Origin of the sequence: Nostoc sp. JL31, assembly GCF_017114965.1 — a bacterium.
GTDB classification, from domain to species: Bacteria; Cyanobacteriota; Cyanobacteriia; order Cyanobacteriales; family Nostocaceae; genus Nostoc; species Nostoc punctiforme_A.
Genome location: NZ_JABXKO010000119.1, coordinates 73,235 through 99,565 on the forward strand (window position 1 = coordinate 73,235; position 26,331 = coordinate 99,565).

The 26,331-nt window shown below is 40.3% G+C and carries 22 protein-coding genes and 1 pseudogene; 13 read left to right on the forward strand and 10 right to left on the reverse strand.

From position 1 onward, the window contains the following. Positions 1 to 13: 13 nt before the first annotated feature. The 3 genes from HWQ43_RS31855 to HWQ43_RS31865 form a co-directional block, all read right to left on the reverse strand. The gene (locus HWQ43_RS31855; RefSeq protein ID WP_292741070.1) at positions 14 to 778 is read right to left on the reverse strand and encodes an ABC transporter ATP-binding protein; all 765 of its coding nucleotides are present in this window, start codon (positions 776 to 778) and stop codon (positions 14 to 16) included. A 65-nt stretch (positions 779 to 843) separates the two neighbouring features. After that, complete coding sequence (locus HWQ43_RS31860; protein ID WP_292741072.1) at positions 844 to 1,497, reverse strand: energy-coupling factor transporter transmembrane protein EcfT; 654 nt, start codon at positions 1,495 to 1,497, stop codon at positions 844 to 846. Next, a complete protein-coding gene (locus HWQ43_RS31865) occupies positions 1,490 to 2,413 on the reverse strand; it encodes an energy-coupling factor ABC transporter permease (protein ID WP_292741074.1) in 924 nt (307 codons plus the stop codon). Before HWQ43_RS31865 ends, HWQ43_RS31860 begins: the two co-directional genes overlap by 8 nt. A 921-nt stretch (positions 2,414 to 3,334) precedes the next feature. Between HWQ43_RS31865 and HWQ43_RS31870 the strand changes: the two genes are divergently transcribed. The 3 genes from HWQ43_RS31870 (at position 3,335) to HWQ43_RS31880 (ending at position 9,313) form a co-directional block, all read left to right on the forward strand. After that, the gene (locus HWQ43_RS31870; protein ID WP_292741076.1) at positions 3,335 to 4,573 is read left to right on the forward strand and encodes a glycosyltransferase; all 1,239 of its coding nucleotides are present in this window, start codon (positions 3,335 to 3,337) and stop codon (positions 4,571 to 4,573) included. 102 nt (positions 4,574 to 4,675) lie between these two features. Further along, positions 4,676 to 6,532, forward strand: coding sequence for a glycosyltransferase (locus HWQ43_RS31875; protein ID WP_292741078.1), 1,857 nt, complete (start codon positions 4,676 to 4,678; stop codon positions 6,530 to 6,532). Between the two features lie 252 nt (positions 6,533 to 6,784). Continuing rightward, complete coding sequence (locus tag HWQ43_RS31880) at positions 6,785 to 9,313, forward strand: mannose-1-phosphate guanyltransferase (RefSeq protein WP_292741080.1); 2,529 nt, start codon at positions 6,785 to 6,787, stop codon at positions 9,311 to 9,313. An 87-nt stretch (positions 9,314 to 9,400) separates the two neighbouring features. Here the strand turns inward: HWQ43_RS31880 and HWQ43_RS31885 are convergent, their stop codons facing one another. Both HWQ43_RS31885 and HWQ43_RS31890 read right to left on the reverse strand, forming a co-directional pair. Next, entirely contained in the window at positions 9,401 to 9,703 is a 303-nt protein-coding gene (locus HWQ43_RS31885) for a hypothetical protein (RefSeq protein ID WP_292741082.1), read from the reverse strand. 218 nt (positions 9,704 to 9,921) lie between these two features. Then, entirely contained in the window at positions 9,922 to 10,605 is a 684-nt protein-coding gene (locus tag HWQ43_RS31890) for a class I SAM-dependent methyltransferase family protein (protein WP_292741084.1), read from the reverse strand. Between the two features lie 563 nt (positions 10,606 to 11,168). On the opposite strand from HWQ43_RS31890, the gene fldA reads away from it, so the two are divergent. The 7 genes from fldA (at position 11,169) to HWQ43_RS31925 (ending at position 19,647) form a co-directional block, all read left to right on the forward strand. Further along, positions 11,169 to 11,681 (forward strand): flavodoxin FldA, encoded by a 513-nt coding sequence (gene fldA, locus HWQ43_RS31895; protein ID WP_292741086.1) that lies wholly within the window; start codon positions 11,169 to 11,171, stop codon positions 11,679 to 11,681. 67 nt (positions 11,682 to 11,748) lie between these two features. Beyond that, a complete protein-coding gene (locus HWQ43_RS31900; RefSeq protein WP_292741088.1) occupies positions 11,749 to 12,501 on the forward strand; it encodes an alpha/beta fold hydrolase in 753 nt (250 codons plus the stop codon). A 400-nt stretch (positions 12,502 to 12,901) separates the two neighbouring features. Further along, positions 12,902 to 13,363: a hypothetical protein gene (locus tag HWQ43_RS31905; protein ID WP_292741090.1), complete on the forward strand. Its 462-nt coding sequence runs from the start codon at positions 12,902 to 12,904 to the stop codon at positions 13,361 to 13,363. A 6-nt stretch (positions 13,364 to 13,369) separates the two neighbouring features. Beyond that, positions 13,370 to 16,015, forward strand: coding sequence for a hypothetical protein (locus tag HWQ43_RS31910; protein ID WP_292741091.1), 2,646 nt, complete (start codon positions 13,370 to 13,372; stop codon positions 16,013 to 16,015). Beyond that, positions 16,005 to 18,971, forward strand: coding sequence for a hypothetical protein (locus HWQ43_RS31915; protein ID WP_292741093.1), 2,967 nt, complete (start codon positions 16,005 to 16,007; stop codon positions 18,969 to 18,971). Before HWQ43_RS31910 ends, HWQ43_RS31915 begins: the two co-directional genes overlap by 11 nt. 77 nt (positions 18,972 to 19,048) lie before the next feature. Further along, the gene (locus HWQ43_RS31920; protein ID WP_292741094.1) at positions 19,049 to 19,279 is read left to right on the forward strand and encodes a DUF433 domain-containing protein; all 231 of its coding nucleotides are present in this window, start codon (positions 19,049 to 19,051) and stop codon (positions 19,277 to 19,279) included. Next, entirely contained in the window at positions 19,276 to 19,647 is a 372-nt protein-coding gene (locus HWQ43_RS31925) for a DUF5615 family PIN-like protein (RefSeq protein ID WP_292741095.1), read from the forward strand. The genes HWQ43_RS31920 and HWQ43_RS31925 overlap by 4 nt, the downstream gene beginning before the upstream one ends. A 2-nt stretch (positions 19,648 to 19,649) precedes the next feature. On the opposite strand, the gene HWQ43_RS31930 is transcribed toward HWQ43_RS31925, so the two are convergent. Further along, positions 19,650 to 20,972 (reverse strand): ABC transporter ATP-binding protein, encoded by a 1,323-nt coding sequence (locus HWQ43_RS31930; protein WP_292741097.1) that lies wholly within the window; start codon positions 20,970 to 20,972, stop codon positions 19,650 to 19,652. A 235-nt stretch (positions 20,973 to 21,207) separates the two neighbouring features. Here HWQ43_RS31930 and HWQ43_RS31935 point away from each other — a divergent pair. Together HWQ43_RS31935 and HWQ43_RS31940 are read left to right on the forward strand one after the other, a co-directional pair. Beyond that, positions 21,208 to 22,108: pseudogene (locus HWQ43_RS31935) on the forward strand (FAD-dependent oxidoreductase); the annotation flags it as partial. Between the two features lie 296 nt (positions 22,109 to 22,404). Further along, positions 22,405 to 22,974, forward strand: a complete 570-nt coding sequence (locus HWQ43_RS31940; protein ID WP_292741099.1) for a single-stranded DNA-binding protein — start codon at positions 22,405 to 22,407, stop codon at positions 22,972 to 22,974. A 208-nt stretch (positions 22,975 to 23,182) separates the two neighbouring features. Here HWQ43_RS31940 and HWQ43_RS31945 read toward each other — a convergent pair whose 3' ends face one another. From HWQ43_RS31945 to HWQ43_RS31960, 4 genes are all read right to left on the reverse strand, one after another. Further along, the gene (locus HWQ43_RS31945; protein WP_366932939.1) at positions 23,183 to 23,464 is read right to left on the reverse strand and encodes a type II toxin-antitoxin system YafQ family toxin; all 282 of its coding nucleotides are present in this window, start codon (positions 23,462 to 23,464) and stop codon (positions 23,183 to 23,185) included. Beyond that, complete coding sequence (locus HWQ43_RS31950) at positions 23,445 to 23,675, reverse strand: hypothetical protein (protein ID WP_292741103.1); 231 nt, start codon at positions 23,673 to 23,675, stop codon at positions 23,445 to 23,447. The genes HWQ43_RS31945 and HWQ43_RS31950 overlap by 20 nt, the downstream gene beginning before the upstream one ends. 72 nt (positions 23,676 to 23,747) lie before the next feature. After that, positions 23,748 to 23,981, reverse strand: coding sequence for a hypothetical protein (locus HWQ43_RS31955; protein ID WP_292741105.1), 234 nt, complete (start codon positions 23,979 to 23,981; stop codon positions 23,748 to 23,750). Between the two features lie 67 nt (positions 23,982 to 24,048). Beyond that, entirely contained in the window at positions 24,049 to 24,243 is a 195-nt protein-coding gene (locus tag HWQ43_RS31960; RefSeq protein WP_292741107.1) for a hypothetical protein, read from the reverse strand. A gap of 154 nt (positions 24,244 to 24,397) precedes the next feature. Here HWQ43_RS31960 and HWQ43_RS31965 point away from each other — a divergent pair, with 154 nt between their 5' ends. Beyond that, entirely contained in the window at positions 24,398 to 26,284 is a 1,887-nt protein-coding gene (locus HWQ43_RS31965) for an ABC transporter ATP-binding protein (protein WP_292741109.1), read from the forward strand. Positions 26,285 to 26,331 lie beyond the last annotated feature (47 nt).

Sequence of the window (26,331 nt, forward strand, 5' to 3'; positions counted from 1 at the left end):
CCCAATGCCCAAATCACCAATCTATCGGCAAACCCAACTGGTCTAAAGTAGCACCATCTTGCAACAGTGGTTGAATATCGCTGTCTATTTGAATACGACCACTAGACAGCACCAAAGCGCGTTGAGTAACTCTACTTAACCAATGTAGGTCATGGGAGGCAATTAAGATCACCTGTACGGGTAACTTTAATAATACTTGCGCCAAATGACGCCGCCATGCTGGATCGAGACCGTTAGTTGGCTCATCCAAAATTAGAATTGTTGGTTCTAGGGCTAAAATCGAGGCTAGGGCGGCTAGGCGTCTTTGTCCACCAGAAAGTTCGTGGGCGGAACGATTGGCGTAAGCTTCTAGACCAAAATCAGCTAATAACTGTCGGGCGCGATCGCTAGCCTCTGCTGGTGGCATCCCATAGTTACGTGGCCCAAAGGTAATATCTTCCAAGATGGTGGGCATAAATAGTTGGTCGTTGGCGTCTTGGAAGCTAAAGCCAATTTGACGACGCACTTGCGGTAAAGTTTGCAGTTCTAAGGGGATACCATTAATGGTAATTTTTCCTGATTGTGGTTGTTTTAAGCCGATTAAGTTCTCCAATAAGGTGCTTTTTCCAGAACCAGTTGCTCCCATTAATGCGACGCGATCGCCTTTTTTCAAGGTAAAAGATATTTCCTGTAATACTGGCTCTTGGCGAGAATATGCATACACCAGGTTCTCAACCTCGACTACGGCTGTATGGGGATTATGGGTTGATAATTGGGGATTAGAAGTTAATGATTTCAAAATTTACAAACTCAATATGTAAGGGAGTAGAGACGCGATTAGTCGCGTCTGTAATGGGGAGTGGGTTAAATTTTGTAAGAAGTTAGGGTTACACTAGCAGCGATCGCCCAAGCTAGTAATAGGGCAAAACGTTCTTTTGGTCTGAGGGTAGAATCTATGGGTAATTGTCCGTTGTAACCACGAGCTACCATTGCCGCATAGACTCGCTCTGCTCTATCTAAACTACGGAGATACAAAGCTCCAATCATCGCAGCACTGGCATAGCGCAACCATCCTGTAGTTCCATTCAGACCGCGTAGCTGGGCGCTGCGCCGCATTCGCGTTACTTCTGAGAGCAAAATTTCCATATATTGCCCAGCTAATAACAAGTTTTCCTTTAAAGGTGCTGGTACTGGTAAGGTTTTCAGGGCAATGCCGAAACTGTGGGGCGGTAAGGTTAACAAAAAACTATTCATCGTCACTAGACAAACCAGCGAACGAACTAGCAAAAAACTGGCTCGTTCCCATCCCAAGGGCAATGCTAGCAATGACAAAAAAATCAATTCTGTACCGAGTAATCCTCCCAATTGGCGAATTGGTACGCGCAAGAAGCAAGCCCATAAAAGTGCGATCGCGCCATATACACTTAGTCCATACCAGGCATGATGCTTTAATAAAGCTGCTCCCACCACAATTACTAGAGACAGTTGCAAGCGTAGCGGTAAGGAAAGTTTAAGCATTCTTCGGTTTCACTACCTTGGCAATTCCAAAGGCAACAGCAAAGCAAACCGCAGCTCCCACCAGTCCGGCGATACTAGTGCCAATTGGCCCCAAACCTTCAATTCCATAGTTAGCTAAGGGAGTCGGCACAATTATCCGTACTTTCTCGGCTAAGTTGAGGAAGCCAGTATTTTCAGCAACTTTCTCCAAACCATCGGGCCATGCTGAAGCAAAGAGTGACAGCACTCCCGCAATCAAGAAAATAGTGACAATGGGTACTGACCAGCCGCGAAACTCGTGTTGTTCGCCTGGTAACAAATCTGGTCTGGCTCTGGCCAGATAAGTCAGCACACTCCCGGTAATCATTCCTTCACCAATGCCAATCAAAATATGCACGCCAGTCATGGCTGGTAAAACTATGGCTACGGGTGCAGTTCCAGAGAGGGCTAATTCAATGGCACAAGCGATCGCAGCTACCACTACACTCACACCAGCTGCGATTCCAGCAGCCAAAGGTAAGCGCCCTTTTGATCCCCCAAATAGCCGTTGCAAGGTTTCGGTTAAAACCCAGCCAACCCAAACTCCAACTACTGCCATGTTAAAAATATTTGCTCCCAAGGCTGTAATGCCACCATCAGCAAATAGCACGGCTTGAATAATTAAAACTGTGGCGAGACACAATGTTCCTGCCCAAGGACTGCCCAAAACGATCGCAGCTAAGGTTCCCCCTAACAAGTGACCACTAGTACCTCCTGCTACTGGAAAATTGATCATCTGGGCAGCAAAAATGAAGGCGGTGGTTAGTCCCAATATTGGGGCACGACGAATACCAAAAGCCTCTTGCGATCGCCCGAAGGCAACAAACAGCGCTGCCGCACTCGCTAAACCAGTAGCCCCTGCCACCGGAATAGAAACAAATCCATCAGGAATATGCATGATCTACCCTGTATTCTTAGAGGTTCATTTACTCAAAACAAGCAATAAAACTACGCCATCATTTTAATAACAAACAAAATTTTTCTCTTTTTTGCAATGCCCTATTGGGGGATTTTATAGTGTTACTTTTGACATATTTTCAATCCAGTGCCTACTAAATAGTATACTTATTTAGTAGCATATTAATTTTTGTTAAGCTTATTTTTTATATTACTAAACGTTGACAAATCTGGCAAAATGGGACTGTAAATATCTAGTCTCATTTTGTCGATCAAATTACTCCTAAAAACAGGTAATAACAAAACATTAACTGCCTCTTACCTGATGGAGTAGTTCGTTTTTTTTTAATCAAACAGGAATATCTAGCTTTTCTTACAATTAATAAATAGCTATAAAAATTTCTCAAAAAATTATTTTGATTTTTCTTTGTTTTGTAGTGTCTAATTAATTCAATAATTGTTGCATCAAAAAGTATATTTTTACAGGTATAACAAGCTTATACAATTAGCATTTGCACTTTATTCTTACCTTGCTGTAACAACAATAATATACAAGCACATCACCACAATCTCCGATACTCAATATTAAATTAATATTTCCCCTAGTATAAAAAATCATCAAAATATGCTTAATAAACTGTATATTTATTGACTTTGTTTACTTAAAAGTACAGGATGTTTCGCTAATAAATACGTAATTTTTCGTATAATATCATAAAAACAAGGGGTAAGATGTAAAATTTAGATGAAATTTAGGAAAATACTGTGAATCGAAGTGCGGGAATTACTAAACTTTCAGGGCGGCTAACTGTAACAAAAGTATTCCTCAAGTTTTGAGTAACTAGGTTGAGTCAATAAAGTCAGCAGATGTTTGACTCTATTTTCCACGGACTTTACACACCCTCGTTTTGCAATTTGGAATATGAAAACAAACTCATCCAACTCGCTGTTAACAGTCTCAACTGGCCCACTAAAGATTTCCGAGTTGCCCCCCAACCCCGTGGGTACAGATGATAATTATATTCATCTTTCTCTAGTAATTCCTACTTATAAAGAGCGTGACAACATCAAGAATGTAGTCAGCATATTGAGCCAATTACTGGATGAATCTATTGCAGGAAACTATGAACTAATAGTGGTAGATGATGATAGCCCAGACCGAACCTGGGAAATAGCGCAATCTTTGACGACAGAATATCCCCAGTTGCGAGTGATGCGACGCCAACAAGAACGGGGATTGTCCTCAGCGGTGATTCGTGGGTGGCAAGCAGCTACGGGGAGTGTGTTGGGGGTGATTGATGGAGATTTGCAGCATCCACCAGAGGTACTAATACAACTGCTGGGTAATATTGAGCAAGGAGCAGATTTGGCAGTAGCTAGCCGTCATGTAGAAGGAGGCGGTGTTAGTAGCTGGAGTGTTGTTAGGCGTTTTTTGTCTCGTGGCGCTCAGTTGTTAGGCTTGGTGATCTTACCGGGGGTATTGGGCAGAGTTTCTGACCCAATGAGTGGTTATTTTATGGTGCGCCGGAGTGCGATCGCAGGTGCAACACTCAATCCAGTCGGATATAAAATTCTCCTAGAAGTAATTGGCCGGGGAAAAGTAGACCAAGTTGCCGAGGTTGGGTATGTATTTTGCGAACGCAAAGAGGGCGAGAGTAAGGTGACATGGAAACAATATGTAGATTACATCCACCACTTAGTGCGATTGCGGCTCTCCACAGGGAAAGTAGGACGATTGAGTAGAAAAGTCAATTTCCCCGTCGGTCGATTTGTCCGTTTTGGGTTTGTTGGCTTTAGTGGTGTGTTTGTGGATTTAACGGTGTTTCACTTGCTGCGTACTGTAATTCATTTAGGTTTAACTCGCAGTACGATTCTTTCGGCCGGAGTGGCAATCGTAAATAATTTTTTATGGAATGATGTATGGACTTTTAGTGATATTTCTCAAGGTCAACGTGCTTTGCATCAACGTTTCAAGCGATTTTTGAAGTTCAGTGCAGTCTGTTTGGCAGGAGTTATATTACAAGCTCTAATAATTAACTTTCTCTATAATGTTTTGGAAATAAATCAGTATTTAGCTAAGTTGATCGCGATCGCAGTTGCTACCATCTGGAATTTCTGGGTTAATTTGAAACTTAGCTGGCGCGTCACAGACGTGAAATAATCACAACGAGGGATTTGAGCTTTAGATTTTTGTTTTTAGATTTTAGAACGAACTTAAATCTCAAACGTCAAATCTACAAATCCATGAGTGTGAGGCCCAGCAATGAGAGTTCTTTTCCAAGGTGCATTTTATTTTTACAAACAAATTATCTCGTTGCTATCTGCATCTGCTACCCATTTCCTGCCTCTGGCAGATAAAAACTCTGGCTCACAACGCAAGCATTGGCATAATTGGCATCGCCTTCGTCCTTCCTGGGTTAATCCCTTGCTGATCTTAGTGTGGTTGATTGTCGGCATCAGCTTGCGCCTGGTCAACTTGACTGCAAAGCCTCCTTGGACTGATGAGTTTGCCACCTTGGTGTTTAGCTTGGGGAATACTTTTTTATCAGTTCCCCTCGATCAAGCGATCGCACCTGATATCTTATTACAACCACTGCAACCAAACCCAGCGGCTACTATTGGTGATGTTATTCATAACTTAGCCACGCAAGATAGTCATCCACCACTGTATTTTGTGCTGGCTTACCTATGGATGAAATTATTTCCCAGCGATGGAGGATTAGTATCGCTGTTTGCGGCGCGATTGCTACCAGCGATAATCGGTGCTGCATCTATCCCGTGTGTTTACGTATTAGGTAGAGTAGCGTTTCGTTCGCGATTAGTGGGACACTTGACTGCTGCCATGATGGCAGTATCACCTTATGGCGTATTTTTAGCACAAGAAGCGCGTCATTACACTTTGGCAATTTTATGGGTAATTGGTTCCTTCACCTGCTTAGTAATTGCCACACGTCATATTCAAAACCGCACACCTTTACCTATATGGGTAGCGCTTTTCTGGATAGAAGTTAATGCTTTAGGTATTGCTACTCATTATTTTTTCACCCTTACCCTCTGCACAGAAGCCGTAGTTTTGATTTTTCTGGCTTGGCATCAATTGCAAACTAGCAGCAAATTTTCTCTCCTCCTCTCTCCTCCTTGGCGGCGCATCTATGCCGTTGCTGTAGGTACTTGTGTGGCGGGTTTAATTTGGATACCAACCTTGTTAGAGAATGAAAATCGTGGTGCTTTGACCGAGTGGATTCGAGGTTCGCGCGTTGGACTAGATTGGTTAAGCCCAATTTTTCAAGCTTTAGGAACATTGATTGCAATGATTTCCCTATTACCAGTTGAATCTTCACAACTATTGGTTGTGATTCCTTCTGGAGTAGTGATGCTGACTTTCTTTATTTGGGCAGTCCCAATTTTGCTGCGTGGGATTAAAATTCAACTACAGCACCCAGAAAGCCGGATAATGATTCAGGTGCTTGCGGGAGTAGTTACCGGTGCGATCGCTTTATTCTTTATCTTTACGTACTTTTTGGGTATTGATCTTACTAGGGGTGCTAGATATAACTTTGTTTACTTTCCCGCGATCGTGGTTTTACTAGGCGCAAGTCTTGCAGTTTGTTGGCATCCTCCCCAGATGGAAACAAAGCAAGGGAAAAATGGGATAACAAGCATAGGTAAATGGGGAATAAGCGGGAAAAAAGCCGTAATGTTAATTTGGTTAATGGGATTTTTCAGTGCAGTTACAGTAATCTGCAATCTCGGCTATCAAAAATATTATCGCCCTGACCTGTTTGTGCAGCTAATTCAACAAACATCCCCAACACCAGTATTGATTGCCACCACCCACAAAACTTATGTACACACTGGCGAAATGATGGGAGTTGCGAGGGAGATTAAACTTGCAAATTCACTCCAAAATCCTCAGTTTCTCCTCGCTCATCAAAACCAAGATCCGAATGCTTCCACCATTGCTCTAGAAAATACTTTAAAAAAATTACCACGACCTTTTGACTTGTGGCTGGTAAACTTTCACGCACCCGTAGCAGAAACCGTCAAAACATGCGTATCTGATACTCAATCTTTGCCAACCGTAGACGGCTACGAATATGAACTTTATCATTGCCAATAAGCTGGGGAATGGAGAGCAGGGGAGCAGGGGAGCAGGGGAGCAGGGAAGCGGAGGAGCAGAGGAGAAGTTGCAGTAAGTTTTTCCCCCTGCCCCAATGCCCAATGCCCAATGCCGCATGCCCAATCCCCAATCTATATGCATCTTGTGGAAGTTCCTCAAATATGAATATCCATAGGAGACTAGAGAAAGAAGAACAAAATATATCTGACACGTTTTCAAGCAGCGAAAGCTGTAACTAGTTAAGGAGGATTTATGCGTGCAGTACTCATGGCAGGGGGTTCGGGAACGCGGCTTCGCCCGTTAACTTGCGATCTGCCCAAACCGATGGTGCCGATTCTAAATCGACCAATTGCCGAACATATTATCAATCTCCTCAAACGACATCAAATTACAGAAGTTATTGCGACATTGCATTATTTACCTGATGTCTTGCGAGACTATTTTCAAGATGGCAGCGATTTTGGTGTCCAGATGACTTATGCCGTCGAAGAAGATCAGCCTTTGGGTACAGCTGGCTGTGTGAAAAACATTGCCGAACTTCTTGATGAAACTTTTTTAGTCATTAGCGGTGATAGCATAACAGATTTTGACCTCACAGCAGCGATCGCATTTCACAAACAAAATAAGTCAAAAGCTACTTTGATTTTAACCAGGGTTCCCAACCCGATTGAATTTGGAGTAGTGATTACCGATGAGGAAGCCCGGATTCGGCGATTTTTAGAAAAACCCTCTAGTAGTGAAATTTTTTCTGATACCGTCAACACTGGTACTTACATTCTCGAACCAGAAGTTTTGGAATATCTGCCAGCAAACGTTGAATGTGACTTTTCCAAAGACTTATTCCCCTTGCTACTAGCAAAAGATGAGCCAATGTATGGTTACATCGCTCAAGGTTACTGGTGTGATGTCGGTCACTTAGATGCCTATCGTGAGGCTCAGTATGATGCCTTAGATCGGAAAGTACAATTAGATTTTGCCTACAAAGAAGTTTCCCATGAATTATGGGTAGGCCAAAATACTTATATTGACCAGACGGCTGTGATTGAAACCCCAGCAGTGATTGGTGACAATTGCCGGATTGGGGCAAGAGTACAGATTGAGGCAGGAACCGTAATTGGGGATAATGTGACTATTGGTGCTGATGCTAGTCTCAAACGTCCCATAGTGTGGAATGGGGCATTTATTGGCGATGAAGCACATCTTTCTGCCTGTGTAATTTCCCGTGGCACTCGTGTAGACCGCCGCGCCCATGTATTAGAAGCTGCTGTTGTGGGTTCGCTTTCCACCGTGGGAGAAGAAGCCCAAATTAGCCCTGGTGTACGTGTTTGGCCCAGTAAAAAGATTGAGTCAGGGGCAGTTTTAAACATTAACTTGATTTGGGGAAACACCGCCCAACGGAATTTATTTGGGCAACGTGGTGTCCAAGGTTTAGCGAATATCGACATCACCCCAGAATTCGCTGTGAAATTGGGATCTGCTTACGGTTCTACTTTGAAACCTGGTTCTAAAGTAACGGTTTCCCGTGACCAGCGTAATGTTTCTCGGATGGTGACGCGATCGCTGATTGCTGGTTTAATGTCAGTAGGTATTGATATTCAAAACCTCGATGCCACAGCTATCCCCATCGCCCGTACGGTTATACCCACAATGTCGGTAGCTGGTGGTATCCATGTGCGGGTACACCCCGATCGTCCTGACTACATTCTGATTGAATTCATGGATGCTAAGGGCATTAATATCTCCAAAGCCCTGGAAAAGAAAATCGAAGGGGCTTACTTTAAGGAGGATATGCGGCGGGCGCTAATTCATGAAATTGGCGATGTATCTTATCCTAGCCAAGTCATGGAGCGCTACTGCACTGCTTTTGAGAAACTGTTGCATGTTCATACACTCCGCAACAGTCGCGCCAAAGTGGTGATTGATTATGTTTATGCAGTATCCGGGGCAGTTTTACCCCAAATGTTGGATAAATTTGGCGCTGATGCAGTCGTACTGAATGCCAGTGTCAATAAAACGGCGATGTCAATCACCGATCGCGAAGGATTGCTGACTCAGTTAGGTCATGTAGTAGAGGCATTAAAAGCTAACTTTGGCGTGCAAGTATCTGCTAATGGAGAACAGCTAATTTTAGTTGATGAATCCGGCTACCCAATTCGTGGGGAAATGTTAACAGCACTGATGGTAGACATGATATTAACCGCTAACCCCAGAGGAACAGTAGTTGTACCAGTTCATGCTTCCAGTGCTATTGAACAAGTTGCCCGTCGCCATGATGGCAGAGTGATTCGCACTAAAGCCAACCCGACAGCTTTAATGGAAGCTTGCCAGAAAAACCCGAATGTGGTGTTAGGAGGTAGTGGAGAGACTGGTTTTATTTTCCCGCAACTGCATCCGGGATTTGATTCCATGTTCTGCATTGCGAAGATAATTGAGATGTTGACTATACAAGAGCGATCACTTGCTGCTGCGCGGTCAGAATTGCCCCGTGTCATTCACAAAACTTATACAGTCCGTTGCCCGTGGACAGCCAAGGGTGCTTTGATGCGTTATTTAGTGGAAACTCACCCAGCGCAAAATCTAGAATTAATTGATGGAGTGAAAATTTGTCAACCCTACGATGACAGTTGGTTGTTAGTTTTACCAGATGCTAGCGAACCACTGGTGCATTTGTATGCAAATAGCAACGATCGCGAATGGGTAGATGAGACTGTGAGAAACTACCGCACCCGTGTACAGGCGTTTGTGGAAAGACAACAAGAATATCAACCAGCCGAAGTGTAATTCGTAATTCGTAATTCGTAATTGAATTCTTTAATTACGAACTACGAATTAGCAATTACGAATTATATTGAGGGGGGTTCAAAATTCTCATCGAGGGCATTCTGGTAAACTTCTCTCAGCGTAATTGCAATCAAAATAAATTAGAGCTTCCCTAGTAGAGGTGAATGCTCCATTTGTAGAGTATGCGTCACTGTTTGGACTTGCTTCAGATGACCAAATTTTCAAATAGTAATGACTATTATCATCGCTAGACCATAATTCATAACGGTAATTACCTCCTGAACCCTGACTATTTAAATAGTCAGCTAGTGCTGTATTTGATGTAGACACAAAGCTAAATACAGTCAAAACCGGAATTACGGCTAGTTTTAGTATTTGGATTAATTTCATAAATGCACAAAAAACTTACACCCTCTAGCCTCCTTTACCGAAGTGATTTTTGAAACCAGTAATTATAGGGATGTTTTGTGAGGATATCGTAAGACGCGATAAATCGCGTCTCTACAAGCGTTATCGATATTTTGAGCAGCGATCGCACTATTTATCAATTTTCTTGATTAAATAGCTGAAAACTGCTTTCAGCAAATTGTTCTAGAAAAGAGTCTGATTCATTCTCCAGAGGTTTGAAAAACTGGCTGTGCTGCTCTATTTGGAGTGCCGGAAAACACGAATAACTGTTGATTCTCTAGTAAAGCCGAACCTTCACCGAGATAACGATGAAGTCCTACTGCCATATCTCCTGTAGGAGTGAGCTTAAAACTAACTTCTTCAAAATCAGCTTCACGTAAAAGTTTGCGGACAGTATCAGAATGGCGAATATCTTTAGTCTCTCCACGAGTCCAAATTATTAAGGAACCTTTTTTACTTAATAAACTTAAGTTCCGAAGTAAGCGATTCAGTTCAGCTTCGTCAGCTAAATTGCCGAATATACCACACACAATCACAATGTCTGCTGGCACTGCTCCTGCATAATTGGAGGAATTTGTGGCATCGCCATTAACAAACTCAATTTGCTTTGCCAAACCAGCTGATTCTATAGCTAGTTTTCCACGTTCAACTAACTTCGGATCTAGTTCAACGAGTCGTGCATACACATCTTTTGCACGGGGGTGCTTTGATAACGTCCCTAATAAATCTCTCCCATCACCCGCGCAAACACTGACTACACGAATGATTCCCGGTAAAGATACATCCAAACTATGAGAAATATATTCCCGAACAATTTGCAGTCGTTGCTGCAATTTTGGCTCACTATTGTAAAGATCGTGCCATTCAAACCAGTCTTTTGGCATAAGGGGCAATTTCCGTTTGATTTAAACTATCCTCTTGCAGAGTGCATTATTCACTCTTAATATAAAAGTACGGTAACTCGACACAGTTACCGTACTTGAATCAGCTAAAGAACAATATCACATAACTCTTCCAAGATCAAGTCTTGTATCGCTTTTTGTCTAAACTCCAGTAACTGAGAAATGCTTTTTGTTCAGGCGTTCATCTCACTACTTCTATTCGAGTAAGTGCGAGGTTTCTGACCAATTAAGGTACAAGAGTTCTTGCTGCCTCGTCTAGTTTTCGGTTTGTTTTCTGAAATACTTAACAAAAGTTTACCAAAATAAATGAAAAAGACTCTCAATAAGTCTGGTAGTATATCTTCAGAGTTATTGAGAGTAATACTCATTAAGCGGGCGATGTATTTCAGCTATTTGCAAACTTTCTAAAAAGATAACGCTTTTGACTTGCGTGGCTGTTCAAACACTGGAGTCGATGCCTTGATGAGTAGGAAACCTTGGATTAACCAACTTCTCAGGGCGACTTTTCAGCAAAGCACACAACTATTTATTTATCAGGTGTCAATATGTCAAAAAAAATTGGTTTGTTTTACGGTACTCAAACTGGCAACACTGAATCGGATGCTGAAAAAATTCGGGATGAGTTTGGTGATGATATTGTGACATTGCATCCCATTTACGAGGCGGATAGTAGCACTTTTGATGAGTATGACTTGCTGATTATTGGCTCTCCTACTTGGGATATTGGTCAACTTCAGAGCGATTGGGAAAGCTTTTTCTCCGATCTAGATGAAATAGATTTTAGTGGTAAGTTGGTTGCCTATTTTGGTGATGGAGATCAATATGGCTATGCCGATAACTTCCAGGATGCAATAGGAATTCTAGAAGAAAAAATTTCCCAACGGGGTGGTAAAACTGTTGGTTACTGGCCAACTGAGGGATATGACTTTGAGAATTCTAGAGCTTTGAAAAATGGCAAGTTTGTTGGGTTGGCACTTGATGAAGGTAGTCAATCCGATCTAACAGACGAGCGAATTAAAACTTGGGTTGCTCAGTTGAAGACAGAATTTGGTTTGTAGAGATTTGCGGCGCACAGCTAGCTGTGCGCCTTTATTGAAATTGATAATTTAGAAGTTATAGGTATTTATGTCTGATTCATTTGATGTTCTGTGGTTAAATGCTAGTCCTATTTTGAAGCGTTTTGATAAACCATTACTTGAATATTTATCTAGGTATATAAATGTCGCCCAGTGGGAATATCAGCAAAGCAAAGATGAAGCGAGTTCCATAGATCAAGCAGTGGATTTGCTATATGAGTTTTTAGAATGGCGCGATCGCCCCGTGCATTTAGCAGGTCATGGTATGGGTGGTGCGATCGCCTTAACCTTTGCGCGGCGATTTCCCCAAAAAGTGCGATCGCTTACCCTGCTGGCTGTAGCAGCTCAACCTGCAAACAATTGGCAAGCTCACTATTACTTTCAACGACAACTTTTTAGCATCAGCCGTGAATTAGTTTTAGCAAGCAGCGTTCGCAGTCTTTTTGGAAATCAACCAGCTCATACCACTAAAAAGTTAGTAGCTGCCTTAGATAAAGATTTAGAACAATCTCCCACGTCACACTCTTTATTTAAGTTGGTTTATTTACCCAAGGGTGGAGTTTCGATACCAATGATGGTATGTGGTAGCAAGAGTGATCCGGTAGTCAACTCAACTGTATTGCATGATTGGTTAAATTGGTTGAAGCCAGAAGATAAGCTCTGGGAATGCCCAGAAGGATATCATTTTTTTCACTACTTCTATCCTCAACAGGTTGGCGAAGAGATTTTGAGTTTTTGGGAACGCCACCATCCGCATCTACTGGAAGCATCTGCACTATCTTTTAGCACTTCTACAAATTAGTAACTTTGAAAGTGCAATGTCTGACGATAAGCCTTACAGCTACGCACTTGTGGAATTTGGGGTGTAATGAGGTGCGTAGCTTGCCGCCGTAGGCATCGCTACTTTACAGTTGAAAGCACTTTTTTACCAAATTGATTAATAAACTATTTTTACTAAAAATTAAGAATTTTAAACTTTTTTCTAAAAGCAACCTTTTGGTACATTTATACTATAATATTCACCAGATAAGCGTAAGTCTTCAAAACTAGCGATATAGCTGAATTAAAATTTTCGGGTTATAAGATAAGTCTTACAAACTCTGAATTCATTCTACCAGGTTACTCTGTTGGCTGCTATTTAAGCGCATCAATCTTCCAGGATAAGTCACAAAATTGAAATATTTCTAAACAGTGGTTGCATCATGACATCAACATCAGGACATTCTATTGAAGAAAGTTTAAATCCCTTAGCAAAATTAGATTATATTCCATTATTAGACACAGTTTTAAAGTTAATTAAAAAAAAGACTCTTTTCAAATTTTCTCCAGATAGACAGAAACTCAGAATATCAGCTTATGAAATTGCCTATGAAATTGCTACCAATACCAATCAACGTCCACAAAGTCCTTTAACGCAGAATATAGGCATTAAAGCAGCAACTGTCAATTTTAAGTTGGAAACAGAATTTTATTCTAAAATCCAAGCTATTAGAGATGAATTGAGAAGACAACTTGTTACTGCTTGTGGAGAAAACCAAACTCAATCTTCCTTAGACAATCTTTGCACACCATTATCTGATTTTATTAGCGCTCAAGCTGAGTTACCATTTAAATATCCTTTTAACAAGCCTTATAGTTTTACATCTCAGCAATTAGTTATTTAGAATAGCTTGGCTCAAGAGAGGCGAAAGGGTACAGAATCAGTCATAAAAGCTCATCACTTGAACGTCAAATTTGAAGGCATATCTAATTTTAATAATAGGTTTTTAGAGAGCCTTAAAAGCTACATAGATACTATAACTAGACCCGATTCACAAGATTGGCAAAAACTTACAGAAATTTTAGATAATATATCAGAGCAAAAAGAATCTGAACTTACTAAATTTCAAAAAATAGTAGATACTGAATCTCTTCCGAGACTACTACGAGATATCAAAATAGATTATTTGGATTATTTGAGAATAGAATGTGCCAAAACTAATCTACGTAATTCCAATACACAGGGTTTTGAATATTTAGAAACATTGATTAAGCGGCTGAGATTATTAATAAATTATATCAACGATCCAGATTTAGATGATCCCGATTATGAAGTAAGTTATTTACTTGATAAGCCTGTTAATCTCAGGACAGCTTTTTCTCAAGCAAATGCCTTTGATATCTTGCCTATTATTCCTGAGTATGAAGGAATGATAGGAGAAAGCATAGATCAAGACAGAGGTATCCAAGAATTCAACTTGGGTGTGAGATTAAAGCTCAATGGTTCTGTAAATTCTTATCATGAAAATTCAGTCGTGAATTACTATATGACTGAACTTGACCCCACCAGTCCACGTCATAAAGACCAACTAAAAGATCCTGTAAAAGCCAAGAACTTTAAAGAAAAAGTTTTGAAAATTGCTTGTCTTTATTACTTCGTTTTCGCTGTTGATGAAGAAGGCGAGATACCTGATAAAGATTACGATCCTACTCCTAAATTTAAGGACGATATTTTAAATAAATTCAAAGTCGGTATTTCTGATGAGGAAGTTACAAATTTATTAATCAAAATTCACGCTTTGATATTGAATAAGGATGTTTGTCAAGTCGAACGAAAATTAGCAGCCTTAAGAAATCTGCTGCAAACCTTTCTTAAGAAAAAAGAAATATTGCCATCTTTTTCTAAAAGAGTACAATTATGTATTAACAAAGCGGTTTTGCATAAAAATGTCTCAAAAATTATTAATACTCATAGTTTTTTGAAACTTGATTTAAATCAAGAAAACCAAGCAAATTTTAAAGCCCAAGCTAGAGAAGCTCTGGCTTATGTGGAGGTTTTACCACCTACTGTAAATGAACAATCTCTTAGTTCATTATCTGTTACTTTTACCTTTGATGATGTTCGCTATTTTACAGATAGTGATAAGCAAAATTTCTCGATGGAGTATGATATCACAGGTATTAAAGGATTACCTGTAATATTTTCTCCAATAGGAGAGAAAGATGGTAGGTCTATATCTCTCCCAATATATGATGAATACTTTGCAAAAGAAAAAATCATAGTTATTTATTATAAAATTAAGGAAGTAAGAGAAGTAATATTTAAAAATACTCAATCACCAGAAGCAACTATATATCAGCAGGTCTTCACTTTATTAAGTTACTTGTGCATTAGTATTTGTCGAGAGCAAATTAGTCTAGATAGTGAAAAACAAGAAAAACTTTTTATTCCAATTTTTAGATTTCATCTCCAAGATACTCAGAAAACAACAGAAGATGAAGTTTTTCTTAATTCTTTATCAAAGTCATTAGCACATATTCTTCGTCGAGATTGTATGGCTGATGCTCAAGGATTAAATCTTAAAACAACAGATAAGTATATAGATAAGTATAAAGTCCAAAATGCCTTGTCATCATTGTACGCTTTAATTCCTAAAACTTTCGAGTTGCAAGAAGGTTATCAGGCTCAACTGGATAAATTAGCAATTATTGTTGTTTCTAGCTGGTTGAGTGATGCAGTTTGGGATGAAAAAGATAAACCTGTCAGAATTTCAAATATATATGGCGAAATTATTGTTATTAATCAGGTATCTGATACAGCAGTCAAGGTTGAACCTATCAAAACATTTGCAGACAATCAACCTCATTCTAAAATATCTACAGAATCAGAGGTTGTGAGAGATGAAATTAGTAAACTTTACCAACAAGGTTATCGACATTTTTTATACATAGCGAAAGCTCCCTATACTAGGAGTTTGGGTATAACTAAATTGGAATCAGACCCAGATTCATTATTTTTCATGTCTCAGGATGTAGTTAAGTATCTCAAAGCAGGTAAGCCAGATATCAAGCTATATCCAATATTTATGGATAACTATCCTGCTATCAACTTGGTTGAGGGGAAAGCTGATTCTTTTTATATTCCTGATATTGAAGAATTAGAGAAGTTATCTGTGGATAAAAGTCAAAAAACCAGAGTGTTTCTCAACCTCTTTACAGGTCGTTGTGTAGATAAAAAGCGCACTATATTTAATAGTGTAGTTTGCTACAGTACTTTATTAAATATTTATGACGTAGGTGATACAAAAGATATTATAGAAGGGTTATTAGATAAAGATTCGCCTTTACAAAAGACGATTTTACAATACATTGCTTTATTTCATTTTTCTCGATACGAAGTAAATATAAACATTGCTCTCAAGCTGAACCCTTATAGTAAACTAATTGGTGACGAAGGTATCGGTAAAATATCTACTTATACTTACTCGGTGAAGAATGTTAAGTTTAATAACTTAGCCTTTTTGACTGAAATTAGGAGTGTGCTTTATGGGAAATGATTTAGGCATTAATTTAGGTCGAGTATTTGAAATAAGTTTTAATATCGGCATTTTAACTTACTTTCAGCATTCCAAGTTAAAACATTACTACGGCGATGTTTATCTTCAGCCTTTAAGTAAGTTATCTTTGCATAATATCCAAAAGTCTATAGCTAATAATTTTATAGATAAATCTCATCAAGAAATTATTGGAGATTGGGTAAAATTATTTATTCAAAAAGGATGGACTTCAGGCTACAGCTTTGTGCGAGAATATATAGAAGCATCTGGCTGGCTAATTAAAAACAAAATAGAAATTATCTATTTTCAGTGTGATTTTCACAATGAAAATGCCTTTGGTATCAAAAATTTAGAGAGATATACTCCTGACTGCTACAAGGAAATTTTAGAAATTCAGGGATTTGAAAACGTAGATATCAGTCGTTATATGGATGGAGGGGAGTTTCTGAAAGCAGATACTCTCTTATTGCTGCGGTATATGGGTAAGTATCGAATTTTAGTTGTAGACTTATCCACTTTTACCACTTCTGCTATTCATTCTATAACTGACTTAAATAACATTCAAAGTCTGGTAGAATCATTAAATACTGAGTTAAATTATGTGCGTTCCAAGTCTAGTTTTTGTGGACTCGGTATCGATACTGGAAATAGTAGCGACAATAACAATAAACTTAACGAGATATATTCTAAAGAATTGACTCGCTTCTTCTGTGCTTTCAAGACTAAAGACAAGGAAGCAGTGAAGGTTATCCAAGCTTCTAGTTATGCTTGGAGTTTTTATAAATTTCTGTTGTCATCAGGTAAAATATCACGAGATGATGCAGTGAAGTTTAATTGCTTTGGCTATAGTGACAGAATGATTAACGGTATTGCTTTGACTAAAGATAAAGACAATGCTCAAAATAGCCTAGAAATATTAAAAAATTGTTATGAAATATACAAAAATAAAAGTGACAAAGATATTAGTGACAGCCGTAACACGTTACTTGAAGTCATTAAAAGTAATGCAGCTAGAAACTTTCAGGATGGCAACAGGTTTGTCAAAGATATAGTTGAAACCAAAAAAGATACAATAAATTATATTCCAAATACTGAAGTATTTGAAGCAGGGCAAGATTTTTTTAATACGGCCGGTATTGTACCTGAATATATTAAGCGATCGCTAGACCTAAAAGAAACAGAATTTAGAAATGCTCATGCAGAGTTGATACATCGAGCGCTTGCAGATTCTAGAATACCATTGCTGTTTTTGACGGGGAATCCTGGAATTGGTAAAACTACAGCAGTTGCAAAGCAAATTATTAACCACTTGCATGAGGGATCACTCCTAATATATGTCAGTCCTCGAATTCAGGTTAACCGAGATATTATTGACAAGTTTACAGAGGAAAATAGCTTAAAATTAGTTTCGGATAATTTAATTTGTATTAACACCAATAAAAGAATAGTTGATGATGCCAATGGAGGTTACGTTGTTGAGTACTATAATAATAACCTGACTAACGAACATCAAATAGGGCAAGTAAAATTTTTAGATGCTAGAAATTTAAAAGACAAAGTATCTGACTTTCCTAGTCGCTTGGTTAGACATACAGATAACTTGGTACAAGTAGAAAAACACCGTGAGGTTGGAGTCTTAGCAAGTTTGTGTGAAGCAATTCACACCTGTATCATTAATCCTGATTTACCTAATAATATTATTGCTACAGCCTCAATGCAGTCTTTAAAGGAAACTCGCTACGGTAATACTTTAAAGCATTTCGGCAGAATATTTAGTAGTGCTTATAATTCTTCCAAAAAGCCTCCTGGAGTTATTCCAAAGAAGATGAAAGAAATCGCCAGTCGCATGAAAAATATTTTCATTATGATTGACGAAATTACAGGTTCCCAAGAGGGAGTTGCTTTTCTACACGGGATTTTAGATTTTGTTGAAGATTATGATTTGTTAAATCCTGAATACGGCTTTAATCTGAAAGTGATTACTGCTGACGCCTCACTGACAATACAAGACGTAGTTGAAAATCATCTTTTTCTAAATCAAATTCAGGGAGATAGAATATTTGTTAGACAAGTTTCAGATTCAATTGGTCAATGTTTATCTTTTAATGAATTTCAATTTTTGAGTAAGCCTGCAAGTCTGATAAATGCAAATTCTTATCCTGCTGACAAGCTGATATTTAATTATCACATATTTGTCCAGTCAGTAAGCTCAGACGAAATTACAGATGAAACTTTTACTTTAGATACTAAGGTAGCTAAAAAAATTGAAATAAGTCCTTATTCTCAAAAAAAATCACTTTCTGAAAATAAAGAAGTATCTTATGTTTCAATAGGATTTAATTTGTTATTAAAAATCGAGACTAGCCTTGATAATTTGCTGAGTCTACCACCAATTGAAAAAACCTATGTTAGAGGTAGTTTACTCATTGTACCGTTATCAGAGAAACTAGTTAAAGAAACTAATTATATTGACTTAGAAAAAATTCTCGACCGAGAGCGAAATGAAGCTTTTATTAAACAACTTCAACTTTTAGTAAAGTCAGGAAAATATCCAAAACAAATTATTAGTGCTGCTTATTCTTTAATAGACTTGACTAGAACAATTTTTAGTGAATTAGAACGCTCACAAAAATTAACCCAAACTTCTCTTTCGTCAGAACGTTATTATGCTTTGCCTATACAGACATTTTTATCTTTTCAGGCTTTTGAAGACTATTTTGAAAATGAGAGAAGAATTGATAATGTCTCTTTACGGGATATTTTAGCTCGGTACGTTTCTACACTTGCTTTAGCATATAATATTTTGCCCATTGACTCTAATTATCAAAATATTCCTTATGTAGTTTTTAATAGTGGTGCAATGGATAAATTAGGAAAAAACCTATTTAATGAAAATCAAATATTCCAGTCTAAAGAAATGAATATTCTAAATTTAATTCTTTCTCAAGAAGATTGATTTTCAATGACATTTGATCGTACTTGTGAAAGTTAGGATGCTCAATCCAATAACCCCACTGCTACTCTACAAAAATTATGCAAAATCTCACTAGAATTACTCGCAATCCTGAAGTTATGGGCGGCAAACCCTGTATTCGGGGAATGCGTGTCACCGTTGGTACTGTCGTTGGCTTAATGGCATCTGGACATAGTAATAGCGACATCCTTAAGGCATATCCTTACCTCGAAGAAGCCGACATCTATGAAGCACTTGCCTACGCTGCATGGCGGGCTGAAGAGATTGAAGTTCCTCTCAGAAGCGCATGAAAATTTTGATTGATATGAACCTTTCTCCTGATTGGGTTGCGGTTTTTGAGAGGTATAATATCTCCGCTGTCCACTGGTCTACCATTGGCGATCCCCGCGAGAAAGATTCAATAATTATGGAGTGGGCAAGAACTAATGGATATATCGTCTTTACTCACGATTTAGACTTCGGTTCCCTGCTAGCTGCGACAGGTGTCGATACTCCTAGTGTCATTCAGGTTCGTACCCAGGATGTTTTGCCGAACAGTATCGAAAATCTAGTTATTTCAGCCCTGAATCAGTTTGAGTCTTCACTAGAAATAGGCGCATTGGTCACTGTTGACCAAGCCCAATCCAGAGTGCGTATTCTACCAATTAGGCGCGGATAGTCTTAAGGAAATATAGCCAACTCAGTTTCCGGGTCAAAAAAGTGAATTTTCTCTGGAGTTAGCGATAACCAAAGTTGCTCGCCAGGTTGTACAAATCGGTCTGGTGGGATTCGCACTTGTAGGAATTTGGCTGTAGTAGCAGGTTGAGATCCTGGGTCGGCAATCTTAACAGCGAGAAAAGAATCGTTGCCGAGATTTTCTACCACATCTACTTGCACTGGTAGATTTTTGGTGGCAGGCATACTCAAGTTCAAGTGTTCTGGGCGAATGCCTAAAATTAGAGTTTTCCCATCATATTTTTGTAAAGCTTTTCCCCAAACTTCTGGCAGAGTGAAACGCAACTGGGAATGAGTAATCAACTGCGGGGCATGAAATTCTACAGGAATAAAATTCATCGGTGGTGAACCAATGAATTCTGCTACAAAAAGGTTGGCAGGACGGTTGTAGAGTTCTAAGGGAGAAGCAACTTGCTGAATTTTACCCTCAGACATAATCGCAATGCGATCGCCCATTGTCATCGCTTCTGTTTGGTCATGGGTAACGTAAATTGTCGTTGTCCCCAATTGACGCTGCAATTTGACAATTTGAGCGCGGGTTTCCGCCCGTAGTTTGGCATCTAAGTTAGAAAGCGGCTCATCCATTAAGAATACTTGAGGGTCACGCGCGATCGCTCGTCCCAATGCAACCCGTTGTCTTTGTCCCCCAGATAGCTGTTTGGGTAAGCGATTCAGCAATGTTTCGATTTGCAACAGTTGGGCAACACTACGCACCTGCTCATTCACTGCTCGTTCTTTGTCAGAAATGTAGCGCAATCCTTTAGGTAACTTTCTGGTCGCCCCCACAAAAAGATTTTCTGCCCACGCCTGAAGATATTGAGACGAGGAAGTATTTTCTCCTCTGCTCCCCTGCTCCTCTGCTCCCCTGCTTTCCCTACGGCGTAACCCAAAGGCGATGTTGTCATACACCGTCATGTGAGGATAAAGGGCGTAATTTTGAAACACCATTGCGATGTCGCGTTCCTTGGGCGGTAGGTCATTGATTAAGCGATCGCCTACCCAGATATTACCGCCAGTCATCACTTCTAAGCCGGCGATTAACCGCAGCAGAGTGCTTTTACCACAACCAGAAGGGCCTACCAACACCATAAACTCGCCATCTGCGATCGTCAGGTTAATCCGCCGCAAAACGTTAACACTTCCCGCACGTTCTTGCGCTGCATCAGTTTTCTCCCCAGGCGTGAGGGGAGATTGGGTTTGTGAGGTAACACTTTCCTCTTTACGCGAGGAAAAACTTTTATAAACGTTTTCTAAAATAACTTGGGACACAACTAATTTGGGAATTGGGCATGGGGCATTGGGCATGGGGCATTGGACAAATGACTAATGACCAATGACAGTTTAGCGCCCATCATAATACACCTTCTATGTAAATACGAAAAGTTAAAAAAACAGCTTGCACCATCAAAAGCAAACTACCCTAAATTTTAGGGCTATCAAGAGGTGTTGTGATGACTACCGATGTACCTAAAAATCTTTCCCAAGACCCAAGCGTTAACCTTGTCCATACATTACAATGCTTCCCCAGGTGAAATTTCTGGAGTTCATCACCCAAGAAGCACAAAAATATCCTAATTTCCATCTGGTGATGGGTGCGAATGTACAGGAATTAATTGCCGAAAATGGCTTAATTCAAGGTGTCCGTTATCGGGGAGGCGGTGGTTGGCATGAAATCCGGGCAATACTGACAGTGGGTGCAGACGGTCGCCACTCACGTTTACGCCACCTGGGTGAGTTTGAGTCCATCGAAACCTCGCCGCCAATGGATGCTCCTCTGGTTTCGCCTACCGCGTCAGCCAGAAGACCCGGAGGGGGGAATGGGGCGCTTTGGTCAAGGTAAAATCATTGCCATGCTTGACCGTGGTGATGAGTGGCAAGTTGCATATATCATCCCCAAAGGAGGCTATCAACAACTACGCGCTGCGGGTTTGGAGGAATTAAAAAAATCTGTTGTCGAAGTTGTGCCAGAATTTCTGCAACGCATCCAAAATTTACATGATTGGTCACAGATAGCTTTTCTCTCAGTCGAGTCCAGCCGTGTCAAACGCTGGTATCATCCGGGACTATTACTCATCGGTGATGCAGCTCATATAATGTCCCCCGTTGGTGGAGTTGGCATTAACTACGCGATTCAAGATGCTGTAGTCGCGGCGAATGTACTCAGCAAACCACTCAAAAACGGAGAAGTACAACTTAGTGACCTAGCAAAAGTACAACGTCAACGTGAGTTGCCCACACGCATCATTCAGGCGTTTCAAACTTTTATCCAAAAGCGGGTATTGGCCCCGGTTCTCTCCTCAAATCGCACCTTTGTACCACCTGCATTTTTGCGCTTACCCGTCTTGCGCGACCTTCCAGCCAGGTTGATCGCCTTGGGTGTTTTTCCAGTTCACGTTAAGACTTAATTCTTGGCAAGAATTTTTTCTATTTAATCAATAAGTGGTACAATTATACTACTCTATGCAGAATTGAATGCTCAATTTAGTCAAGCGAGGGTGGCGAACGGTATACTCAATGCTGTTCAAAGCGATCGCTTGGCTTTTATGCTAGAAAGGACTAAAAACTCAGAGCGGATGTAGAAAATTTGTTCAAACATTATTAAAAAATGCAAACAATTAAACCTATATAGATATTAATTGGCACTACATAGAAAAACCCTCTCTTTTTCAATCAGTACTTTTTGCAGTCAGGAGTAATTTTAATGAACAGCTGCGTTTTGATGGCGGAAATTATTAACGAACCGCAACTCCGCTATACGGCGGATAATTTGGGAGTAACGGAAATGCTAGTGCAGTTTCCCAATTCCCAGAAACCAGAAGATCCGCCAGCGACGCTGAAAGTTGTCGGCTGGGGGAATTTAGCGACAGAAATTCAGCAAAACTACCACCAAGGCGATCGCGTCATCCTGGTAGGACGTTTAACTATGAATACTGTTGCGATGGAAGGTTTTAAAGAAAAACGTGCTGAATTTACGGTGCAACAAATTCAATCTGTTGGAGGTAGTTTTAATACCGATCCATTGCCTTCAGCAACCGTAACTCCATCATTCACTGAAACTGCTCCACGACAACCATCAGCATCTCGTCCTGCACAGAAAGACGTTCCCAGCTACGAGTCACCGCGTCCAGCACCTACCCCAGCGACAAATCCTGTTGGTGTTACTCCCCAAACGACAACTTACGAACCCGTACCCCAACCAACAAATTATGAGCGAACCACTTATCCAGCAGTGAAAGAGCAAGAACCAGATCCAGATGATATTCCCTTCTAAAGTTGGTAGTTGAGCGTGTATTCAATTTAATAACTAACATTACAGTTAGATAATTTCTGCAAATAGCCATCCTTGAGGGTGTGCTATTTTTTTGTCTGCGTTGACGCTTTACATCTTGTCGTGAGACATCGCTTAGTTTAGCTATCCAGCAGTTAGGGTTAGAGAATTTTAATCTCTCAATCCCAAGCTTCAGCCTCTATTTTACAATTTAATAAACTTCATCATGGCTGCCAATATCAATCAATAAAATAACCATTTCTAATAACTTCTCATCCTCGGATAAATTAAAGATAATTCTACAATCATAAACAACAGAACAAGACCACAAACCCGCTAAATTTCCTGTTAACTTATGAGACTTCAAAGACGGTGTAAATGGATCATCTGCCAAAAGCCTTAATACATTAACAATTTGATTCTTTAATTGCGGGTTTTTCTTTGTAATCTTCCTAAAAGAGCGCTTAAATCCACTACTCCAGACAACTTCCATCATCATCTCCGAGTAAATCAGCGATCAAATCGTCAACGCTTCCCCTATGAGCTGTCCCATCCTTAAAAGCCTGTATCACCTCCTGAGCATTAGCCAAAATTTCAACCCGCCGATTCTCAATTCGTTGCTGGCGAAGAAACTCAAATAAATACTCTCGATCTTCTGTGGGCAAACTTTCAATAGAATTAATAATTTCTTGTAAAGTCATCATAGAACCTCCTAATCAAGTAAATCCTACCTTTACTTACTCTATTTTAATCTCCAAATCCAAAGCCTCAGCTTCTTACATTTGGTCAATTTTGGCAAAACTTATGATATAGCACAGTGGTGGCAAATGTTTTTGGAGGGCAGAACAGCGATTAGCGTAGGCGTAGCCCGCCGCAGGCATCGCTGGATTATTTAACTGTCCACTTTGACGGAATAGGGTTATTTGCTTCCAGAAGGAGGAAGTAAATTCCGATATCCCCAGTGTCCGCGTTTGCCCAAATCTTGAATAATCCTGCCGTACTTCTGGCATTTCATCAAAACCTCTCTACCATACCAACACAATCCAGACCTATACTGGCAATGATTACTGGAGATGTTTAATCAGAAAAACGAGGACAAGCACTGCAAAAGCATAACTCAACATTGCAGACTGGCGATCGCTCCTTAACCAATTTACGGATTTCCTCTCCTGGCTGTTTTGTTCGTGGTGGCAATTTTCTGTAGTTAATGCTGTTACGTAAAGACTGGAACTCTGAAAAAAGAGGATACCATAAGCTGATCGCAATTTGCATAAGTCACAAGCAGTTCTATATCGCAAATGCGTGTATATTGTGGAAGTATGTGATAAAACTGCCAAAAAGTGTAAAAACCATATTTACTTACATATACATCAAAACTCTTGTTAAAATCCAGATAATTTTAAGTTAGAATTCCTACCCAACTCCTATGAGAGAAACTGTCCTAGAGGTTCGCAATCTCCAAGTTGAATTTCCCGGTGATGGCAACATTAACAGAGCTTTGGATGGTATTTCCTTTGCGCTGCATCGAGGTGAAACTCTAGGAATAGTAGGAGAATCGGGGAGTGGTAAATCAGTGACAGCCTTAGCTGTGATGGGTTTGTTGCAGACTCCCGGTATAGTGACTGGTGGTGAAATCTGGTTTCGTCCGCAGGAGAATGGCAACGCAATCGATTTGGTAAAATTGCCTCCTGAGCAAATGCAGTTACACCGGGGTGGCGACATCGCCATGATTTTTCAAGAACCGATGAGTTCGCTTAATCCAGTTTATAACATTGGGTTTCAGCTAACAGAAGCGATTGTGCGCCATCAAAATGTGTCAGCAGCCCAAGCACGACAAATTGCGATCGCAGGTCTACAAGAGGTTAAACTTCTACCTAGTGATGAAGATATCCAGCAGCAGTATATCGAAACTTCGCATCAAACCAACGACAATACATCGAAACTAGAACCATCAAAGTTGGCACAGTTGGTTAAACAACACAAAGAAGCCATGCTGGAACGCTACCCTCATGAACTTTCTGGGGGTCAGTTGCAACGGGTGATGATTGCAATGGCAATTTCTTGCAACCCATTAATCTTAATTGCCGATGAACCAACCACAGCTTTGGATGTAACAGTGCAAGCGACGATTTTGGACTTGTTGCGAGAATTGCAGCAAAGCCGTGACATGGCAATGATTTTCATCACGCATGACTTGGGGCTAATTTCAGAAATTGCTGACCAAGTAGCGGTGATGTATAAAGGCAAAGTTGTTGAATCTGGTACTTCTCGGCAAATTTTCAGCAGTCCCCAGCATCCATATACTAAAGGTTTGATAGCTTGTCGCCCCACACTTGACCGCCGTCCCCAAAAATTACTCACCGTTTCCGACTACATGAGTGCAGAAGAGACACCAACGGGACAAGTAGTAATTCAAGCGAAAGAACCTGCACAACCTATAGAAGTCACCACCGAAGAGATTGCCGCAAGATTGGCAAATTTTAATGAGAAGGAACCCCTGCTGCAAATCCGCAACCTGAAAGTTGGTTTTCCAGTGCGTGGGGTGTTTGGTGGGACAAAACGCTACAATATGGCAGTTAATGGCGTTTCCTTTGATGTCAAGCCAGGAGAAACAGTAGGTTTGGTGGGAGAATCTGGTTGCGGGAAAACCACCCTTGGCAGAACCTTGCTGCGCTTAATTGAACCGATGAGTGGTCAGATTATCTTTGAGAAACAAGATATTACTAGCCTCAAAGGAGAACCGTTGCAAAAACTGCGGCGGGAAATGCAAATAGTCTTCCAAAATCCTTTTAGTTCCCTCGATCCCCGGATGAAGGTTGGGGATGCGGTAATGGAACCTTTGTTAATTCACTCCGTGGGGAAGACAAAGCAACAACGACGCCAACGAGTAACCGAACTCTTAGAACGGGTCGGGTTGAGTGCAGATGCAATTAACCGCTATCCTCATCAGTTTTCTGGCGGTCAACGTCAACGGATTTGCATAGCCCGTTCTTTGGCGTTAAATCCTAAGTTTATCATTTGCGATGAATCAGTTTCAGCGCTGGATGTTTCAGTACAGGCGCAAGTATTAAATCTTCTCAAAGAGTTACAGTCAGACTTTCAGCTTACTTATATTTTTATTTCTCACGATTTAAGTGTAGTGAAATTTATGAGCGATCGCATTTTAGTCATGAATCGCGGTCAAATTGTTGAAGAAGGCACAGCCGAAAGCATCTACCAACAACCCAAAGAGGAATACACACAAAAATTAATTGCTGCGATTCCTACTGGTAGTGCTGAACGGGTGCGAAGTCGGCATCTAAGGGCTTTATAGAAAGAAAGGGCGGTTAAAAACCGCGTCTACACGAGACTTTACCCACC

Excerpts from the sequence above, each read along its gene's own strand:
- HWQ43_RS31860 (WP_292741072.1), bottom strand. The coding sequence starts at position 1,497 with ATGCTTAAACTTTCCTTACCGCTACGCTTGCAACTGTCTCTAGTAATT.
- HWQ43_RS31865 (WP_292741074.1), bottom strand. The coding sequence starts at position 2,413 with ATGCATATTCCTGATGGATTTGTTTCTATTCCGGTGGCAGGGGCTACT.
- HWQ43_RS31870 (WP_292741076.1), top strand. The coding sequence starts at position 3,335 with ATGAAAACAAACTCATCCAACTCGCTGTTAACAGTCTCAACTGGCCCA.
- HWQ43_RS31875 (WP_292741078.1), top strand. The coding sequence starts at position 4,676 with ATGAGAGTTCTTTTCCAAGGTGCATTTTATTTTTACAAACAAATTATC.
- HWQ43_RS31880 (WP_292741080.1), top strand. The coding sequence starts at position 6,785 with ATGCGTGCAGTACTCATGGCAGGGGGTTCGGGAACGCGGCTTCGCCCG.
- HWQ43_RS31885 (WP_292741082.1), bottom strand. The coding sequence starts at position 9,703 with ATGAAATTAATCCAAATACTAAAACTAGCCGTAATTCCGGTTTTGACT.
- HWQ43_RS31890 (WP_292741084.1), bottom strand. The coding sequence starts at position 10,605 with ATGCCAAAAGACTGGTTTGAATGGCACGATCTTTACAATAGTGAGCCA.
- fldA (WP_292741086.1), top strand. The coding sequence starts at position 11,169 with ATGTCAAAAAAAATTGGTTTGTTTTACGGTACTCAAACTGGCAACACT.
- HWQ43_RS31900 (WP_292741088.1), top strand. The coding sequence starts at position 11,749 with ATGTCTGATTCATTTGATGTTCTGTGGTTAAATGCTAGTCCTATTTTG.
- HWQ43_RS31905 (WP_292741090.1), top strand. The coding sequence starts at position 12,902 with ATGACATCAACATCAGGACATTCTATTGAAGAAAGTTTAAATCCCTTA.
- HWQ43_RS31915 (WP_292741093.1), top strand. The coding sequence starts at position 16,005 with ATGGGAAATGATTTAGGCATTAATTTAGGTCGAGTATTTGAAATAAGT.
- HWQ43_RS31920 (WP_292741094.1), top strand. The coding sequence starts at position 19,049 with ATGCAAAATCTCACTAGAATTACTCGCAATCCTGAAGTTATGGGCGGC.
- HWQ43_RS31925 (WP_292741095.1), top strand. The coding sequence starts at position 19,276 with ATGAAAATTTTGATTGATATGAACCTTTCTCCTGATTGGGTTGCGGTT.
- HWQ43_RS31940 (WP_292741099.1), top strand. The coding sequence starts at position 22,405 with ATGAACAGCTGCGTTTTGATGGCGGAAATTATTAACGAACCGCAACTC.
- HWQ43_RS31945 (WP_366932939.1), bottom strand. The coding sequence starts at position 23,464 with ATGGAAGTTGTCTGGAGTAGTGGATTTAAGCGCTCTTTTAGGAAGATT.
- HWQ43_RS31950 (WP_292741103.1), bottom strand. The coding sequence starts at position 23,675 with ATGATGACTTTACAAGAAATTATTAATTCTATTGAAAGTTTGCCCACA.
- HWQ43_RS31955 (WP_292741105.1), bottom strand. The coding sequence starts at position 23,981 with ATGCCAGAAGTACGGCAGGATTATTCAAGATTTGGGCAAACGCGGACA.
- HWQ43_RS31960 (WP_292741107.1), bottom strand. The coding sequence starts at position 24,243 with ATGCAAATTGCGATCAGCTTATGGTATCCTCTTTTTTCAGAGTTCCAG.
- HWQ43_RS31965 (WP_292741109.1), top strand. The coding sequence starts at position 24,398 with ATGAGAGAAACTGTCCTAGAGGTTCGCAATCTCCAAGTTGAATTTCCC.